Here is a 17,488-nt window from a genome sequence, read left to right on the forward strand (position 1 = left end):
AATTACCGAAAACATGCTCATGGAAACGCGGACCCTGTTGCATTGATTCGCGTGCAAGTTTATGCGGTCGCGAACTGTGTTGTGGAAACACTATCGCGACATAAACGTACCAATTGGTGAACGGTGCTGGAAAGCGGCGATGAGACGGGTTAAACACGCATGTCTTTTCCAGCGCGGTCCCGTCGCCCGACGTTCCGCCAACTGAAGGGACTGACGGCACGGAAGATGGGACTTGCTGCCGTGGTAACCAGAATCAAAGAGGATCGGTCGATGACCAGCTTGAAACAATCGGCGTTGAAGCGGGCCGCCAGCGGAGGAATCCTGGCGCTGGTCGCGGCAGTGAGCGCCCTGTCGCCGATTGCGGCTCATGCCCAGCAGGCACAGCAGCCCGCCGCGCAGCAGCCTGCGGCCCCCGCGGCACCTGCCGGCCCTACCGTTGTGCAGTTGAAGCCCGACCAGTCGCAGCCGGACTGGGTGAAGGTTTGCGGCAAGGACGAAGGCGCCAACAAGGAAGTTTGCTACACGACCCGCGACTTCGTGACCGAGCAGGGCAACCCCGTGCTGGCCGTTGCCGTTTATGACGTCGAAGGCGAAGCCACGCGCATCGTTCGCTTCCTGATGCCGCTCGGCATGCTCCTGCGCCCGGGCCTGCGCTTTGGCGCGGACAAGAACGATCCCGTTGCCGGCCAGTACGCGATCTGCTTCCCCAATGGCTGCTTCGCCGAAGCACCTGTGCCCGAGGCATTCATCACGCAGCTCAAGCGCGGCAACGTCCTGAACGTCAGCGCCCAGAACCAGATGGCGCAGGAAGTGACCTTCGCCGTCCCGCTCGCCGGCTTCACGAAGGGCTTCGACGGCAAGCCGATCGATCCGGAAGTGTTGGCGCAGCAGCAGCGTGAGCAGGTTGAGCAGGCTCGGCGCATGGAAGAAGCACTGCAGAAGCGCGCTGAAGAAGCCCGCCAGCGTGGCCAGCAGGGTGGCGCAGCACCGGCCGCTCCGGCAGCGCCCGCCGCACCCGCACAGTAATCAATGGCACGGGCCGGGTGAGCCAGTCTCACCGGCCTTGCCATCGAACTAGCCAGATAATTCCGGCCCCGGCTTTGCAGCCGGGGCTTTTCTTATCCCGAGTGCAGAATTTTGATTTTAACGGGATTTTTCTCAGCCAGACGCACGCTCAAAAATCTATATTCCACGGCAACTTGGGTTCAGCACGATGGATTGACCTGAACGTAAACTGCTCAGGGGCTTGAAGTTGCAGCCGGTGTCTGGTGCCTGTTTTCATCGAGCCGCAGGGGGGCGATCGCATCGGATCTGTCGATGAGGGCGCGGATATCCGGCGTGACGATGGGATAATCCCACGATCCCGTAATTTCTATCGGGAAGCCGATGGCATCAGCCGCTGCATTGGCATCGCCGGGCTGCGAATCGGCAGCTACACGCCGAATGGAGGCGCGCATATCCAGCGTTCGATCCACGAAGCTGATGCCGCCACCGATCCTGCCCGCAATTCCACTCGCGGCCATTGCCCCTTCAAGCTGTCCGTAGCCTCTGGTCACGACGAGTAACGCCTGGGCGGTGTCGAAAGGCGTGCGTCCTCCCTGCCAGTCGAGGGCTGTGGCCAGCGGGCTGCGCGCGGCGCGGTCGATGACATCGACAAGATCGACGCCGATCAGGTTGCCCTTGTCGATGCGCGCCGACACGTTGCCGTCCAGACTCGCAGTCAGTTGGTGCCATGTCGTGCCGTTAGCTGTGAGTGCGATATTGCCGGTGGCGGGGCCGGACAGCAGCGTGAGGCCGAAAAGTTGCTGCACCGTTTTCTGGGCGTCGATTCCCTCGAACACACCGTTGAGGCGGGTCTCGGTATGACCGTTCCCGGGGGCGACCTGTAGGCGTCCCCGAACGGTGCCCCGGCCCAGTTGCGCCTGATTGAGTGCGAATTCCGTACGATCGCTCGATACCAGAATTGCCGCTGCTACGTCCTGCATTTCAAGAGGGCCAACTGTCGCGCGGGAAATCGACAGCCGCACATCCACATCGTTCGGGGCAGGCTCGCCGCTTTTTTCCCTGTGCATGGCGGAGAAACCCGCGCTGCGTTCCATGCTGTGCGACAACGGCGTGAGAACTCGGTTGAGATCCAGCGCGGCCGAGTCGAGCGTGGCGGAAATCAGGATGCGGCCGCTGTCATTGTATCGCGCGGCCATCGCCCCCTCCAGCGTGCCGCCTGCAGCCTCGATTCGCACATCCGGCATGGAGAGCGCACCGGACTTGAGGCTGGCGCTGCTCTTGATACTGACAGGCCCGGCGCTGCGCGCAAAAGTGAGTGGTGTATCCAGCCAGGATGCCGCACGGGACAACGAGCCGGTGCGGAAATTCACCAGCCCGTCGAAAGTCGGCAAAGGCTCCGGATTGATTCGGCCGGCAAACGACAACGACATCGGCTGAGCCGAAACACGCAGAACCAGCTGCGAAGGCAGCCCGGCGGCCAATGCTGCCGGATGCAGCTTGTCGACGCGCAGGTCTACGAGTTCGCCTCGCCAGAGCGCGGTGGCCGTGATATCCAGTTGCCGGCCGGCCGATGGCCATTTGACGGTGGCATCGATCTTCTGCACCCGTGAACGTGATTTTCCGGGCACTGTAATCGTGCCGTCGACGATCATCATTCGTCCCGGCAGGCGCGGAGCCGAGCCATCAGCGGTTGTCGCAAGCGCCATGGTGCGTCGATAGGCCTCGCTCCACAACTCCTGAACCCGAACAGGGCCGTTCCACGTCATGCGCGGGCGCGTCAGCACCACCTGTCCGACCTTGATCCTGCCGAGCAGCAGCGACCATGGCGAGAGCATCACCGAAACCTCGTCGGCCCGTCCAATTGCGGCATCCGGCCCGACAGCGACCTCGACGAAATCGATCCGCGGCACGGGCAGAAACGTGATGAAACTGTCCTCGCCGGAGACTTCATATCCCAACAACTGTTTCATCTGCCGTTCAATTTCCGCATGCACGGAAAGGCTGCCTGCCGGCCATGGAATGGACCCGGCCGCAACAACCGCGATGCCGGCAAACAGCAGGAAGAGATAACGTCGACGCAAAGTCATTGACACCGCATGGTTCGGTCGCCTCGTCGTGACAGGCGATATGCACCATATAGCACGATCGGGGCAAGATCATGCAGTGAACGTGAATATCGCGCAGTGGGGATACGGTGGTCATTGATCCGGTGAATAGGGATGAAGCCGGGATAATGCCCGCATCATGTATCGCCCTGGCAAGTTTGAAGGGGGGAGTCATGCCGTTTTCGTGGCGGTGACGCCCGAATGGGCTTGTATTTCCGGCTGTGGACAATTAATCAGTGATCTTCATGTTCGCGCCGTAGCTGGCACGGGCATTATTTTTGCTGGGCGAGCGACTGCCCTGACGCCGAATCATGGCATCAGTGCAAGGGCAAGCGGTATGCATGTCCGGTGGGGCGTGCGGATCAGGCAAGGCTGCGGGCGCACAGGCCCCGAGAACGAATGACCCGTTAGCGGGCAGGTGGAGAGATATGGCGAAGACAAGTCCGATCCAGTTCATTCAGCAGGTCCGCGCCGAAACCCGGAAGGTAACCTGGCCGACGCGTAAGGAAACCATGGTTACAACGGCGATGGTGTTCGTCATGGTCTTTCTGGCCTGCGTGTTCTTCTTTGCGGTCGATCAGATCATTCAGTTCGGTATCGGCCTGATTCTGCAGATAGGCTGACCCTTTACGGGGTTTCATCGCGCCCATATGAGATTTTAGGGGCTTGCCCGCCACGCCGTCAGAGACGCGAGGGCTTGGCCCATTGATGCCGGAGAGTCTTTGAATGACCAAGCGTTGGTACATTGTCCACGCCTATTCGAATTTCGAGAACAAGGTGGCCCAGTCGCTGCGCGATCAGGCGGAGCAGCGCGGGCTGGAGGACAAGTTCGACGAAATCCTCGTGCCGACGGAAAAGGTCGTCGAAGTGCGCCGTGGCCGCAAGGTGGATACCGAGCGCAAGTTTTTCCCCGGCTACGTTCTGGTCCGCTGCGATCTCACCGACGAAGTTTATCACCTGATCAAGAACACGCCCAAGGTGACCGGCTTTCTGGGCGCGGATAAATCCAACCCGCTGCCGATTCCCGATCACGAGGCCGAGCGGATCAAGGGGCAGGTTGCCGAGGGCGTCGATCACCCTCGTCCGTCCGTCACCTTCGAGGTCGGCGAACAGGTTCGTGTGTCCGATGGGCCGTTTGCCTCGTTCAATGGCGTTGTCGAGGAAGTCGACGACACGCGTTCGCGGCTCAAGGTGGCGGTATCCATTTTCGGTCGCGCTACCCCGGTCGAACTGGAGTTCGGCCAGGTGACGAAGATCTGATCGCGACGATCCATAAAGTCCCGCTGCCATTCTCATTGTAAGGCGCGACTGGCCGAAAGCCGGTTTGCGCTTGCATTCGGCGGTGAATCGGCGTATGGGACGCCCTTCACCGTCATATGACGTTCACCAACGCGGAAGATCCGCCCGGTTTGCCATCCGGGAGTTCGGGTCGCACCGCGGACTGCAACCCCGGCAATCGTGCTTCGATTGCCGGTTTCATCAGGAGCAGCCATCATGGCAAAGAAGATCACGGGCTACGTGAAGCTTCAGGTTCCGGCGGGCGCGGCCAATCCGTCGCCGCCGATCGGTCCTGCGCTGGGTCAGCGCGGCCTCAACATCATGGAATTCTGCAAGGCGTTCAACGCCAAGACCGCGCAGATCGAGAAGGGTACTCCGATTCCGGTGGTCATCACCGCGTATCAGGATCGTTCCTTCACGTTCGAGACGCGTCAGCCGCCGGTTTCCTTCTATCTGAAGAAGGCAGCGGGCCTGAAGAGCGCTTCGAAGACGCCGGGCAAGGGCGGTTTCGTTGGCAAGGTGACCCGCGCGCAGGTGCTGGAGATCGCGAAGGAAAAGCTCGCCGATCTGAACACCGACAACATCGAGGCTGCCGCCGCGATGATCGAGGGGTCTGCCCGCTCGCTGGGTCTTGAGGTTGTGGGCTGAGGAGGCACGCATGGCACATGTTGGAAAGCGCGTCATCGCCTCCCGCGAGGGTATCGACCGCAATAAGCTCTACCCGCTCATCGAAGCTGTGAAGGCTATTAAGGAGCGTTCGACCGCCAAGTTCGACGAAACCGTCGAGATTGCGCTGAATCTGGGCGTCGATCCGCGTCATGCGGACCAGATGGTCCGTGGCGTCTGCCAGCTTCCCAACGGCTCGGGCCGTTCGGTGCGCGTTGCGGTCTTCGCTCGCGGCCCTAAGGCTGACGAAGCTCGCAATGCCGGCGCGGAAGTTGTCGGCGCCGAGGACCTGCTTGAGCAGATCCAGGCCGGCAACATCAACTTCGACCGTTGCATCGCAACGCCGGATCTGATGCCGCTCGTTGGCCGTCTCGGTAAGATCCTCGGCCCGCGCGGCCTGATGCCGAACCCGAAGGTTGGGACGGTCACGATGGATGTCGCCGGCGCTGTCGGCGCTGCCAAGGGTGGCGCTGTCGAGTTCCGCGTCGAAAAGGCGGGCATCGTGCACGCTGGCATCGGTAAGGTGTCGTTCGACGAAGACAAGCTGATCGAGAACATTCGTGCGTTCACGGATGCGGTCGTCAAGGCGAAGCCCTCGGGCGCAAAGGGCACCTACGTCCAGCGCGTGGCGGTCTCGTCGACGATGGGTCCGGGCGTCAAGGTCGATCCGTCCTCCGTTCTGTCGGCATAAGACGGATAAGCTCCTGTCCGGGCGATATGGCTGTTTTTTGACGGTTGCCCGGACAAAAGCTAAATTTTTCGTATAATCCCCGTGTGTGTCCTTGCGTTTTGTGCGCAAGAATAATACATGGACTGATTGACTCGGCTTGCCGGGTCATTCTCGTTAAAGAATCCGGTCATTGACCGGTAGGATGGCGGGCAAAGTGCTTCCTTAGGAGGTTGTTTGCCTGTCAGGTCCTGTCCAAGACTGCAGGTGTGACGCGCTTGTCGCGTAACCTAATCCCGCTTGGGGCCTGCACAGACGGGTAAGGCTGATGTCAGTTGTCGCCGGTGTTGCCGGTGAAGATATGGATCGGTTCGTACCTTTTATATCCGTGCCGCGGCGTCAGCCACGGTTCGGGGACAGGGCTCGCAAACGCCGTTTTCCGGTGTCGGGCCTTTAAACGGGTACCGCACGTCGCGAGGGCGGCATGTGTAGCTGGCGGGGAGGTTTCCGACCCGTCGATTGATAAAGAGAGAGCCCCGTGGATAGAGCGGCAAAAGCAGAGCTCGCGGCATCGCTTGGCGAGGTGTTCACCTCCTCCGGCGTCGTTGTCGTTGCTCATTACGCTGGTCTGAGGGTTTCGGAACTGCAGAAGCTTCGTCATGAAGCGCGGCAGGCCGGCGCTCAGGTGCAGGTTGCAAAGAACCGTATCGCCAAGATCGCTCTCGAAGGCAAGGACGTTGCCGGAATTGCGCCGCTGCTCAAGGGTCCGACCCTGCTGGCCTATTCCGACGATCCCATTGCTGCTGCCAAGGTCGTTTCGGACTTCGCCAAGACGAATGACAAGCTTGTCATTCTCGGTGGGGCAACCGGCTCGACCACGCTTGACGTGGACGGTGTGAAGGCTCTGGCCTCGCTGCCGTCTCTCGACGAGTTGCGCGCAAAGCTTGTGGGCCTTGTCCAGGCTCCGGCGACCAAGATCGCCCAGGTCGTCAATGCGCCCGCCGCCAAGGTGGCTCGCGTTTTTGGCGCCTATGCCAATCGAGATGCGGCCTGAAGGCCGATAACCCATATAAACTGACGAACCGATACAGGAATTATTATCATGGCTGATTTGACCAAGCTTGTCGACGAACTGTCGAGCCTGACCGTGCTTGAGGCTGCCGAGCTGGCAAAGCTTCTGGAAGAGAAGTGGGGCGTTTCCGCTGCTGCTGCTGTTGCTGTTGCTGCAGCTCCGGCTGCTGGTGGCGGTGCTGCTGCTGCTGAAGAGCAGACCGAGTTCACGGTCGTTCTGGCTGCTGCCGGCGACAAGAAGATCGAAGTCATCAAGGAAGTCCGTGCAATCACCGGCCTGGGCCTCAAGGAAGCTAAGGACCTCGTTGAAGGCGCTCCCAAGCCCGTCAAGGAAGGTATTGCCAAGGACGAGGCCAACAAGCTCAAGGAACAGCTTGAGAAGGCTGGCGCCAAGGTCGAGCTCAAGTAATACGGTCGGATGCATCGGCCTTTTATGGTCGAGCGATGACGGTATTGCTTTTCGGGGTGCTTTTTATCCTGCTTGTGCTGGTAGATCTTTGAGAATTGACACCGTTATCCGAATCGAAAACTTTGCGGTTCCGGGAGGGCTCTCCCGGGACCGCGTCGTCGTCCGAGAGGCTGGCATCATAGTGCCGTCTTCTTGGCCGCTGAGCGGCGGAACCGTTCATTGACCTTGCCGCGGAGTTGCGGCCCGGCTGACCAGGCGGCCCCGTTGTCGGCTGCCCTTTTGCCACCTGTGCGGAATTCGCGCCGGTATTGAAGAGACAGACAGAGAGACCGCCTGGTCAGGCGTGCGTTGAGGAGCAAGAGTCCACATGGCCCAGACGATCACCAGCCGGAAGCGTATCCGCAAGTTCTTCGGAAAGATCCGGGAAGTTGTCGAGATGCCGAACCTCATCGAGGTTCAGAAGGTATCCTATGACCAGTTTCTGTTGATCGACGAGCCGGAAGGCGGACGGCCCGATGAGGGCCTTCAATCCGTTTTCAAGTCCGTGTTCCCGATTTCCGACTTTGCCAATACGTCTTTGCTGGAATTCGTGAAGTACACGTTCGAGCCGCCGAAGTACGATGTTGACGAGTGCCGCCAGCGCGGCATGACCTATGCTGCGCCACTCAAGGTGACGCTGCGCCTCATCGTGTTCGATGTGGATGAAGATACAGGCGCGCGTTCCGTCAAGGACATCAAGGAGCAGGATGTTTACATGGGCGATATTCCGCTCATGACGGACAACGGCACCTTCATCGTCAATGGCACCGAGCGCGTGATCGTGTCTCAGATGCACCGTTCGCCGGGCGTGTTTTTCGACCACGATCGCGGAAAAACGCATTCGTCCGGTAAAATCCTGTTCGCTGCCCGCATCATTCCCTACCGTGGCTCATGGCTCGATATCGAGTTCGATGCCAAGGACATCGTCTATGCGCGTATCGACCGCCGCCGCAAGCTGCCGGTGACGACGCTGCTTTATGCGCTCGGGCTCGATGGTGAGGAAATTCTCGATACGTTCTATGAGAAGCTCCCCTACACCCGCGACGAGAGCGGCTGGCGTGTGCCATTCGATCCCAATCGTTACAAGGGTTTCAAGGCGACCGTCGATGTGATTGACGCCGACACGGGCGAGGTCGTGCTCGAAGCTGGCAAGAAGCTCACGGTGCGTGCCGCGCGTCAGCTCGTGGAAGGCGGCCTCAAAGCCCTACGTGCGACCGATGAAGATCTCTACGGTCAGTATATCGGCGAGGATATTGTCAATCCGTCAACCGGCGAAATTTATGCCGAAGCGGGCGACGAGATCACCGAAAAGGTGTTGAAAGAGTTCGATGATGCCGGGATCACCGAGATTCCAGTGCTCGACATCAACCACGTCAACATCGGCCCCTATATCCGCAATACGCTGACGCTCGACAAGAATACGTCGCGCGAGACGGCTTTGTTTGACATCTACCGTGTCATGCGTCCCGGCGAGCCGCCGACGATTGACGCGGCGGAGGCGATGTTCCACTCGCTGTTCTTCGATCCGGAGCGTTACGATCTCTCGGCCGTCGGCCGAGTGAAGATGAACATGCGCCTTGACCTCGATGCCGCCGACACCGTGCGAACCTTGCGCCGCGAGGACATGCTTGCGGTTGTCAAGGCGCTGGTGGGGCTTCGTGATGGTCGTGGCGAGATCGACGATATCGACCATCTCGGCAACCGTCGCGTGCGCTCTGTAGGCGAGTTGATGGAGAACCAGTATCGTCTAGGTCTCCTGCGCATGGAGCGCGCCATCAAGGAGCGTATGTCCTCGGTCGATATCGACACGGTGATGCCGCAGGACTTGATCAATGCCAAGCCCGCAGCGGCTGCCGTGCGCGAGTTCTTCGGCTCGTCCCAGCTTTCGCAGTTCATGGACCAGACCAACCCGCTGTCGGAAGTCACCCACAAGCGTCGTCTGTCGGCGCTTGGCCCGGGTGGTCTGACGCGCGAGCGTGCCGGCTTCGAGGTGCGCGACGTCCATCCGACTCACTATGGCCGCATCTGCCCGATCGAAACGCCGGAAGGCCCGAATATCGGTCTTATCAACTCGCTGGCGACTTTCGCCCGTGTGAACAAATACGGCTTCATCGAAGCGCCTTACCGCCGCGTGCGCGATGGCAAGGTGACGAACGAGGTGAACTACCTCTCCGCCACCGAGGAAATGAAGTACGCAGTCGCTCAGGCAAATGCCGAGGTCGATGGTGAAGGTCGTCTGATCGAGGATCTGGTCGTTTGCCGTCAGGCTGGCGATGTGGTCGTTGTGCCGCCGGACCGTGTTGATTACATGGACGTGTCGCCCAAGCAGCTCGTCTCTGTCGCCGCGGCGCTCATTCCGTTCCTTGAAAACGATGACGCCAACCGCGCACTCATGGGCTCGAACATGCAGCGTCAGGCCGTGCCGCTCGTGAAGGCGGATGCGCCTTTTGTCGGCACTGGCATGGAGGCCGTTGTGGCGCGCGATTCCGGCGCCGCGATTGCCGCGCGCCGCACCGGCATCGTCGATCAGGTGGATGCGACCCGTATCGTTATTCGCGCGACCGAGGATCTCGACCCGACCAAATCGGGCGTGGATATCTATCGGCTGCAGAAGTTCCAGCGCTCGAACCAGTCCACGTGTATTAACCAGCGTCCGCTGGTGAAGGTGGGCGATCAGATTCGCAAGGGTGACATCGTTGCCGATGGTCCGTCGACCGAATACGGCGAACTGGCACTGGGACGTAACGTACTCGTCGCGTTCATGCCCTGGAACGGCTACAATTATGAAGACTCCATCCTGCTTTCCGAGCGGATCGCCAAGGAGGACGTCTTTACGTCGATTCACATCGAAGAATTTGAGGTAGCCGCTCGCGATACAAAGCTTGGTCCAGAAGAAATCACGCGCGATATTCCGAACGTATCGGAAGAAGCACTGAAGAATCTCGATGAAGCCGGCATCGTCTATATCGGCGCTGAAGTGCAGGCTGGGGATATTCTGGTCGGCAAGATCACGCCGAAGGGCGAGAGCCCGATGACGCCGGAAGAAAAGCTTCTGCGTGCGATCTTCGGTGAGAAAGCTTCGGACGTGCGCGATACGTCATTGCGTGTGCCACCGGGCGTGACGGGTACGATTGTCGAAGTTCGCGTGTTCAACCGTCATGGCGTCGACAAGGACGAACGTGCGCAGGCAATCGAGCGCGAGGAAATCGAGCGTCTTGCAAAGGACCGCGACGACGAGCAGGCTATCCTCGATCGCAGCGCCTACAAGCGTCTTGCCGATGTTCTGGTGGGGCAAACGGCCATTGCCGGTCCGAAGAGCTTCCGCAAGGATACTGAAATTACTCGCCAGGCTTTGGCCGACATTCCGCGTTCGCAGTGGTGGCAGTTCGCCGTCGCTGATGACGCGGTGACGACCGAACTGGAGGCAATGCGCAAGCAATACGACGAGTCGAAGAAGCGTCTCGAACAGCGCTTCCTTGATAAGGTCGAGAAGCTCCAGCGCGGCGACGAGTTGCCGCCCGGCGTGATGAAGATGGTCAAGGTCTTCGTCGCGGTGAAGCGCAAGATTCAGCCGGGCGACAAGATGGCCGGCCGCCATGGCAACAAGGGTGTGGTGTCGCGCATCGTTCCGATTGAGGACATGCCGTTCCTTGAGGATGGCACGCATGCGGATATCGTTCTTAACCCGCTCGGCGTGCCGAGCCGCATGAATGTCGGACAGATTCTCGAAACGCACCTTGGTTGGGCATGCGCCAACATTGGTCAGCAGATCGGTCGGGCCGTCGATGCCTATCGTAGGGCACAGGATCTGTCTGTGCTCAAGGATGCGCTAAACGAGGTTTACGGCGATAACGCTGTGTCGGATGATGTGCTGCCGGAAGACCTTGTCGATCTGGGCGAAAGCCTGCGTCGTGGTGTGCCGATTGCAACGCCGGTGTTCGATGGCGCCAAGGAAAGTGATATCGAGATCTTGCTTGAGAGAGCCGGTCTGGATGTCTCCGGTCAGTCCACGCTTTATGACGGGCGCACGGGCGAGGCGTTCGACCGCAAGGTGACGGTGGGCATTATTTATATGCTCAAGCTGCACCATCTGGTTGACGACAAGATCCACGCACGGTCGATCGGCCCTTACTCGCTTGTTACCCAGCAGCCGCTGGGTGGTAAGGCGCAGTTCGGTGGACAGCGTTTCGGTGAGATGGAGGTGTGGGCGCTCGAAGCTTATGGCGCAGCTTACACCTTGCAGGAAATGCTGACGGTCAAATCGGACGACGTTGCTGGCCGCACCAAGGTTTACGAGGCCATCGTGCGTGGCGATGATACGTTTGAGTCCGGCGTTCCGGAAAGCTTCAACGTGCTTGTCAAGGAAATGCGGTCGCTTGGTCTTAACGTCGAGCTTCTGTCGTCCAAGCAGGCACCAGAGGATGACTTCCCGGCGGAGGCTGCCGAGTGAGGCGGTGCTTGACGACAGACAGCCGGACGTGTTGAGCGGCGGTAAAATAAACTTGAAGCGGCATCCGGTCATAAAATGGCCGGGTGTCGCTGCTGTGTTTGGATTTTCAGGCATCGCGCCGCGGGCGGCGGGGCAGGTGCCGGCGGGAGTGACCCGGGGCGGGACTCACGCAGACTTGAGGAGACGGCGATGAATCAAGAGGTGATGAATCTCTTCAATACTCAGGCTCCCGCGCAGACTTTCGATCAGATCAAGATCTCGATCGCGAGCCCTGAGAAAATCTTGTCGTGGTCCTACGGTGAGATCAAGAAGCCGGAGACCATCAACTACCGGACATTCAAGCCGGAGCGTGACGGTCTTTTCTGTGCCCGCATCTTCGGTCCGATCAAGGATTACGAGTGCTTGTGCGGTAAGTACAAGCGCATGAAATACAAGGGCGTCATCTGCGAGAAGTGCGGCGTCGAGGTCACGCTGGCGCGCGTGCGGCGCGAGCGCATGGGCCATATCGAACTGGCGGCTCCGGTCGCGCATATCTGGTTCCTGAAGTCGCTGCCGTCTCGCATCGGCCTCCTGCTCGACATGACGCTGAAGGATCTTGAGCGGATTCTCTACTTTGAAGCTTACGTTGTGCTTGAGCCGGGCCTGACGCCGCTCAAGATGCATCAGCTTCTGACTGAGGAGGAATTTATCCGCGCTCAGGAGGAGTATGGCGACGACAGCTTCACGGCCCAGATCGGCGCGGAGGCCATTCGCGAGATCCTGCGCGCTCTCGATCTTGAGAAAACGGCTGTCGAGATCAAGGAAGAGATCGCGACGACGACTTCCGAGCTGAAGCCCAAGAAGCTGATGAAGCGCCTCAAGATCATCGAGGCGTTCCAGCAGTCGGGCAACAAGCCGGAATGGATGATCATGACGGTTATTCCGGTCATCCCGCCGGATCTGCGTCCGCTGGTTCCGCTGGATGGTGGCCGGTTTGCGACGTCTGACCTCAACGATCTGTATCGCCGCGTCATCAATCGTAACAACCGTCTGAAGCGGCTGATCGAACTGCGTGCGCCGGATATCATCATCCGCAACGAAAAGCGCATGCTGCAGGAAGCTGTGGATGCGCTGTTCGACAACGGCCGCCGCGGCCGCGTCATCACGGGCGCCAACAAGCGGCCGCTGAAGTCGCTCGCCGATATGCTGAAAGGCAAGCAGGGCCGCTTCCGGCAGAACCTGCTCGGCAAGCGCGTCGATTATTCGGGGCGTTCGGTGATCGTGGTCGGTCCCGAGATGAAGCTGCATCAGTGCGGTCTGCCGAAGAAGATGGCGCTTGAGTTGTTCAAGCCCTTCATCTACGCACGCCTGGACGCCAAGGGTCTTTCGGCGACGGTCAAGCAGGCGAAGAAGCTGGTCGAAAAGGAAAAGCCCGAGGTTTGGGACATCCTTGACGAGGTCATCCGCGAGCATCCCGTGATGCTGAACCGCGCGCCGACACTGCACCGCCTCGGTATTCAGGCGTTTGAGCCGGTGTTGATCGAAGGCAAGGCGATCCAGCTTCACCCACTCGTCTGCTCGGCGTTCAACGCCGACTTCGACGGTGACCAGATGGCCGTGCATGTGCCGTTGTCACTTGAGGCGCAGCTTGAAGCGCGCGTGCTCATGATGTCGACGAACAACATCCTGCACCCGGCCAACGGGCAGCCGATCATCGTTCCGTCGCAGGATATGGTTCTGGGGCTTTATTACCTGTCGCTGATGGCCGATGGTGAGCCGGGGCAGGGCAAGGCCTATGCCGACCATGATGAGATCGAACACGCGCTGAATGCCGGTGTGATTACATATCACTCCAAGATTCGTTATCGCTGGATCGGTGTGAACGAGAACGGCGAGACGTATTCGAAGATCTACGAAACGACTCCCGGACGCGTCTTCCTGTCGCGTCAGCTGCCCAAGCACCCGAAGATTACCTTTGACGTTGTCAACAAGTTGATGACCAAAAAGGAAATCTCGAACATGATTGATACCGTCTACCGAAACTGCGGTCAGAAGGAATCGGTCATTTTCTGCGATCGCATCATGTCGCTCGGCTTCTATCATGCGTTCAAGGCCGGTATTTCGTTCGGTAAGGACGACATGGTCGTGCCGGAGAACAAGTGGCAGATCGTCGATCAGACCCGCCATCTCGTAAAGGATTACGAGCAGCAGTATAACGACGGTCTGATCACGCAAGGCGAGAAGTACAACAAGGTCGTCGATGCCTGGGCCAAATGCTCGGACAAGCTTGCCAGCGAGATGATGGCGCGCATTTCTGCCGTGCACAAGGATGAGAACGGCCGCGATAAGCAGGTGAACTCCATCTACATGATGGCGCACTCCGGCGCTCGTGGTTCGCCCGCGCAGATGAAGCAGCTCGCCGCCATGCGCGGCCTGATGGCCAAGCCCTCGGGCGAGATCATCGAGAGCCCCATCATCTCGAACTTCAAGGAAGGCCTTGACGTTCTGGAGTACTTCAACTCCACCCACGGTGCGCGTAAGGGCCTTGCCGATACGGCATTGAAGACGGCGAACTCGGGTTACCTGACCCGCCGCCTCGTCGACGTCGCGCAGGACGCTGTTATCCGCGAAACGGATTGCGGTACCGAGCGCGGTATCTCGATGCGTGCCATCGTCGATGCCGGTCAGATCGTTGCGACGCTTGCATCGCGCATTCTGGGCCGTACGGCGGCGGAAGATCTGGTGGATCAGGCCGGAAATGTCATCGTGCCGACCGGCATCATGATCGAGGAAAAGGATATTCCTGCGATCACGGCTGCTGGCATCCAGCAGGTGAAAATCCGTTCGGTGCTGACCTGCGAGTCGCGCAACGGCGTTTGTGCCACCTGCTACGGACGCGACCTTGCGCGCGGCACGCCGGTTAACCATGGTGAGGCCGTGGGCGTTATCGCCGCGCAGTCCATCGGTGAGCCGGGTACGCAGTTGACGATGCGCACGTTCCACATCGGCGGCGCGGCGACCATTGCTGACCAGTCGTTCCTTGAGACCAACTTCGAAGGTGAGGTCAAGCTGCGTAACCGCAACGTGGCCCGCAACTCCGATGGTGATCTCGTGGTCATGGGCCGCAATGTCGGCGTCATGATCCTCGGGCCGGATGGCAAGGAGCGCGCGGTGCACCGTGTGCAGTACGGCTCCAAGCTGAAGGTCGACGATGGCGACCAGATCAAGCGCGGCCAGCGTGTGGCGGAGTGGGATCCCTATACCCGCCCCGTGCTGACCGAGGTGGACGGCATTATCGGCTTCGAAGATCTGATCGAGAACATGTCGATGTCCGAAACCGTCGATGAGGCGACCGGCATTGCCAAGCGTGTTGTCATTGACTGGCGCGGTTCGGCCCGTACGGCTGATCTGCGTCCGGCGATCGTCATCCTCGATGCTGATGGCAAGGTTGCGAAGTTGCCGCGCGGCGGCGACGCGCGCTATCTTCTGCCGGTCGATGGCATCATCGCTGCCGATCCTGGCTCCAAGGTGAAGGCTGGCGACGCGCTGGCGCGTATCCCGCTGGAAAGCGCCAAGACGCGTGACATCACGGGCGGTCTGCCGCGCGTGGCGGAACTGTTCGAGGCGCGCCGTCCCAAGGATGCGGCGATCATCGCCGAGAAGTCGGGCACGATCCAGTTCGGGCGCGACTACAAGAACAAGCGCCGCCTCACGTTGACACCGCACGACGGTTCGGAGCCGGTGGAGTACCTGATCCCGAAGGGCAAGCACATCCATCTACAGGATGGCGACGTCATCGAGGTTGGCGACTTCATCGTCGACGGCAACCCGGCCCCGCACGACATCCTCGCCATCAAGGGCGTGGAGGAGCTTGCTGCTTATCTCGTCAACGAGATTCAGGAAGTTTACCGTTTGCAGGGCGTGCATATCAACGACAAGCACATCGAGGTGATCGTTCGCCAGATGCTGCAGAAGGTTGATATCACGGATCCGGGTGACAGCCAGTTCCTCTCCGGGGAGCAGGTGGACCGCACGGATCTGCGCGACGAAAACGAGCGTCTGATTGCCGAAAACAAGAAGCCGGCGGAAGGTACGCCTGTGCTGCTTGGTATCACCAAGGCGAGCTTGCAGACGAAGTCGTTCATCTCGGCGGCCTCGTTCCAGGAGACGACGCGCGTTTTGACCGAGGCTGCGGTCAACGGCAAGTCGGACAAGCTGGAAGGGCTCAAGGAGAACGTCATCGTCGGTAGCCTGATCCCGGCTGGTACGGGCGCAATTGCGTCCAAGCTGCGCGAAATCGCCCAGCGCCGCGATGAGCTTATTCTCGGTCAGCGCGCGCGTGAGAACCGCGTTGCCGCTGAAACGGCAGTCGAGCAGGTGACGGCTGAGCGGGTGTTCGAGGCAGCGCCCGTTCCCGTCGAGCCGCAGACGGACGTGTAATCGTCCAACGGCTTCGTAGTGCAATATCAAACCCGCAGCTTCACGGCTGCGGGTTTTTCTTTTTGATCAGTCGCTTGGTGTGAAAGAAGGCTTCAAACTGGATCGCGTCCGTCACCACGCTTCGCAGTGCGCAGGATGACGTAGCCTAAGCAGCCAGCAACCAGTGAGCCAAATAGAATGCCCATCTTGGCCTGATTTTGCAGGGCGGCATCGTCGAATGCGAGCAGGGAGATGAACAGGCTCATGGTGAAGCCGATGCCGCATAGAAATGCGACACCGAGCACCTGCATCCAACCTGCTCCTGCCGGCAGGCTGGTATAACCACAACGGACCAAGATGGCCACAATACCGAAAATTCCCAAAACCTTGCCTATTGCAAGCCCGGAAGCGACACCCAGCGTGACTGGTCCCGTAAGGGCATCGACTCCAAGCTGGGAAAAATTGACGCCCGCATTTGCAAAGCCAAAAATCGGAATGATTATAAAAGCGACCGGCTTGATGAGAGCGCCTTCCAGTCTGTGGAGGGGGCTTTCGTCCGGATGCGCCTCGGGGGTGGCGGGTGTGCGCTTGATCGGAATGCTCAACGCCAGAAGAACTCCGGCGATGGTGGCATGCACTCCCGATCTATATGTAAAAATCCAGAGCGCCACACCCAACAGGAGATATACCAAAAGGTGTTGCACACCGGCCCGGTTGACAACCAGGAGAACGGCAAAAATCAGCCCTGCGAGCGCGAGGTCTGTAACAGACACCCCTGCGGTGTAGAAAATGGCGATCACGATGACCGCGCCAAGATCGTCGATGATGGCGAGTGCCGCCAGAAAAACCTTGAGAGACGTTGGCACGCGTTGCCCCAGCAAGGAGATCACGGCGAGTGCAAACGCGATGTCGGTCGCTGACGGAATGGCCCAGCCATGGGTAGCGCCACTGCCGCGTGTAAACAGCAGATAAATTGCGGCTGGCACCACCATACCGGCGACTGCGGCCGCTCCGGGAAGGACGCGCCGCGACCATGACGCAAGGTGGCCGTCGACCATTTCGCGCTTGATCTCAAGCCCGACCATCAAGAAGAACACCGTCATCAACGCGTCGTTGACCCAATGCTGAAGCGAAAGAGGGCCCAGATAAAGGTGGAGCGCATCGAAATAGGCGGCAGAAAAAGGGGAATTGGCCACGACAAGCGCCAAGGCGGCAGCTGCGATCAGAAGCAGACCGCCGGTGGAGCTGTTGTCGAGAAACGCACGGATAATGTTGTGAATGCGGCCAGCCACGGCAGCCTCCCGGAAATTGGTTGAACCATTCTCCGTATTCGGGCTGTCCCCGGGCGCACGCAGCACACGCCGTTCCGGCATTTAACCACAGGCGATCAGGGGCTTCAA

11 protein-coding genes are annotated in these 17,488 nt (G+C 59.8%); 9 read left to right on the top strand and 2 right to left on the bottom strand.

Going from position 1 to position 17,488, the window contains the following annotated elements; genetic code table 11:
- Positions 1-270 precede the first annotated feature (270 nt).
- Positions 271-1,026 (top strand): invasion associated locus B family protein, encoded by a 756-nt coding sequence (locus FHS81_RS07910; protein ID WP_183751680.1) that lies wholly within the window; start codon positions 271-273, stop codon positions 1,024-1,026.
- 212 nt (positions 1,027-1,238) lie between these two features.
- Here FHS81_RS07910 and FHS81_RS07915 read toward each other — a convergent pair whose 3' ends face one another.
- On the bottom strand, positions 1,239-3,092 hold the full coding sequence (locus tag FHS81_RS07915; RefSeq protein WP_183751682.1) for an AsmA family protein: 1,854 nt from the start codon (positions 3,090-3,092) through the stop codon (positions 1,239-1,241).
- 446 nt (positions 3,093-3,538) lie between these two features.
- Here FHS81_RS07915 and secE point away from each other — a divergent pair, with 446 nt between their 5' ends.
- From secE to rpoC, 8 genes are all read left to right on the top strand, one after another.
- Positions 3,539-3,733: a preprotein translocase subunit SecE gene (gene secE / locus FHS81_RS07920; RefSeq protein ID WP_183751684.1), complete on the top strand. Its 195-nt coding sequence runs from the start codon at positions 3,539-3,541 to the stop codon at positions 3,731-3,733.
- Between the two features lie 103 nt (positions 3,734-3,836).
- A complete protein-coding gene (gene nusG, locus FHS81_RS07925) occupies positions 3,837-4,370 on the top strand; it encodes a transcription termination/antitermination protein NusG (protein WP_183751686.1) in 534 nt (177 codons plus the stop codon).
- Positions 4,371-4,604: 234 nt separating this feature from the next.
- Complete coding sequence (gene rplK / locus FHS81_RS07930) at positions 4,605-5,036, top strand: 50S ribosomal protein L11 (RefSeq protein ID WP_183751688.1); 432 nt, start codon at positions 4,605-4,607, stop codon at positions 5,034-5,036.
- 10 nt (positions 5,037-5,046) lie between these two features.
- Positions 5,047-5,745: a 50S ribosomal protein L1 gene (gene rplA, locus FHS81_RS07935; protein WP_183751690.1), complete on the top strand. Its 699-nt coding sequence runs from the start codon at positions 5,047-5,049 to the stop codon at positions 5,743-5,745.
- 514 nt (positions 5,746-6,259) lie between these two features.
- A complete protein-coding gene (gene rplJ, locus FHS81_RS07940; protein ID WP_183751692.1) occupies positions 6,260-6,775 on the top strand; it encodes a 50S ribosomal protein L10 in 516 nt (171 codons plus the stop codon).
- A gap of 48 nt (positions 6,776-6,823) precedes the next feature.
- Positions 6,824-7,201, top strand: coding sequence for a 50S ribosomal protein L7/L12 (gene rplL, locus FHS81_RS07945; RefSeq protein WP_183751694.1), 378 nt, complete (start codon positions 6,824-6,826; stop codon positions 7,199-7,201).
- Between the two features lie 367 nt (positions 7,202-7,568).
- On the top strand, positions 7,569-11,690 hold the full coding sequence (rpoB, locus tag FHS81_RS07950) for a DNA-directed RNA polymerase subunit beta (protein ID WP_183751695.1): 4,122 nt from the start codon (positions 7,569-7,571) through the stop codon (positions 11,688-11,690).
- 189 nt (positions 11,691-11,879) lie between these two features.
- On the top strand, positions 11,880-16,109 hold the full coding sequence (gene rpoC, locus FHS81_RS07955) for a DNA-directed RNA polymerase subunit beta' (RefSeq protein WP_183751696.1): 4,230 nt from the start codon (positions 11,880-11,882) through the stop codon (positions 16,107-16,109).
- 92 nt (positions 16,110-16,201) lie between these two features.
- On the opposite strand, the gene nhaA is transcribed toward rpoC, so the two are convergent.
- Positions 16,202-17,380 carry a Na+/H+ antiporter NhaA gene (gene nhaA / locus FHS81_RS07960; protein ID WP_343052452.1) on the bottom strand — a complete coding sequence of 393 codons (1,179 nt, stop codon included), beginning with the start codon at positions 17,378-17,380 and terminating at the stop codon, positions 16,202-16,204.
- Positions 17,381-17,488: the final 108 nt, after the last annotated feature.

It is taken from the genome of Pseudochelatococcus contaminans (assembly GCF_014195635.1).
In the GTDB taxonomy this organism is placed as follows: Bacteria; Pseudomonadota; Alphaproteobacteria; order Rhizobiales; family Beijerinckiaceae; genus Pseudochelatococcus; species Pseudochelatococcus contaminans.

Bases quoted from the DNA above. Each gene is read 5' to 3' on its own strand.
- FHS81_RS07910 (WP_183751680.1), top strand. From the start codon at position 271: ATGACCAGCTTGAAACAATCGGCGTTGAAGCGGGCCGCCAGCGGAGGA.
- FHS81_RS07915 (WP_183751682.1), bottom strand. From the start codon at position 3,092: ATGACTTTGCGTCGACGTTATCTCTTCCTGCTGTTTGCCGGCATCGCG.
- secE (WP_183751684.1), top strand. From the start codon at position 3,539: ATGGCGAAGACAAGTCCGATCCAGTTCATTCAGCAGGTCCGCGCCGAA.
- nusG (WP_183751686.1), top strand. From the start codon at position 3,837: ATGACCAAGCGTTGGTACATTGTCCACGCCTATTCGAATTTCGAGAAC.
- rplK (WP_183751688.1), top strand. From the start codon at position 4,605: ATGGCAAAGAAGATCACGGGCTACGTGAAGCTTCAGGTTCCGGCGGGC.
- rplA (WP_183751690.1), top strand. From the start codon at position 5,047: ATGGCACATGTTGGAAAGCGCGTCATCGCCTCCCGCGAGGGTATCGAC.
- rplL (WP_183751694.1), top strand. From the start codon at position 6,824: ATGGCTGATTTGACCAAGCTTGTCGACGAACTGTCGAGCCTGACCGTG.
- rpoB (WP_183751695.1), top strand. From the start codon at position 7,569: ATGGCCCAGACGATCACCAGCCGGAAGCGTATCCGCAAGTTCTTCGGA.
- rpoC (WP_183751696.1), top strand. From the start codon at position 11,880: ATGAATCAAGAGGTGATGAATCTCTTCAATACTCAGGCTCCCGCGCAG.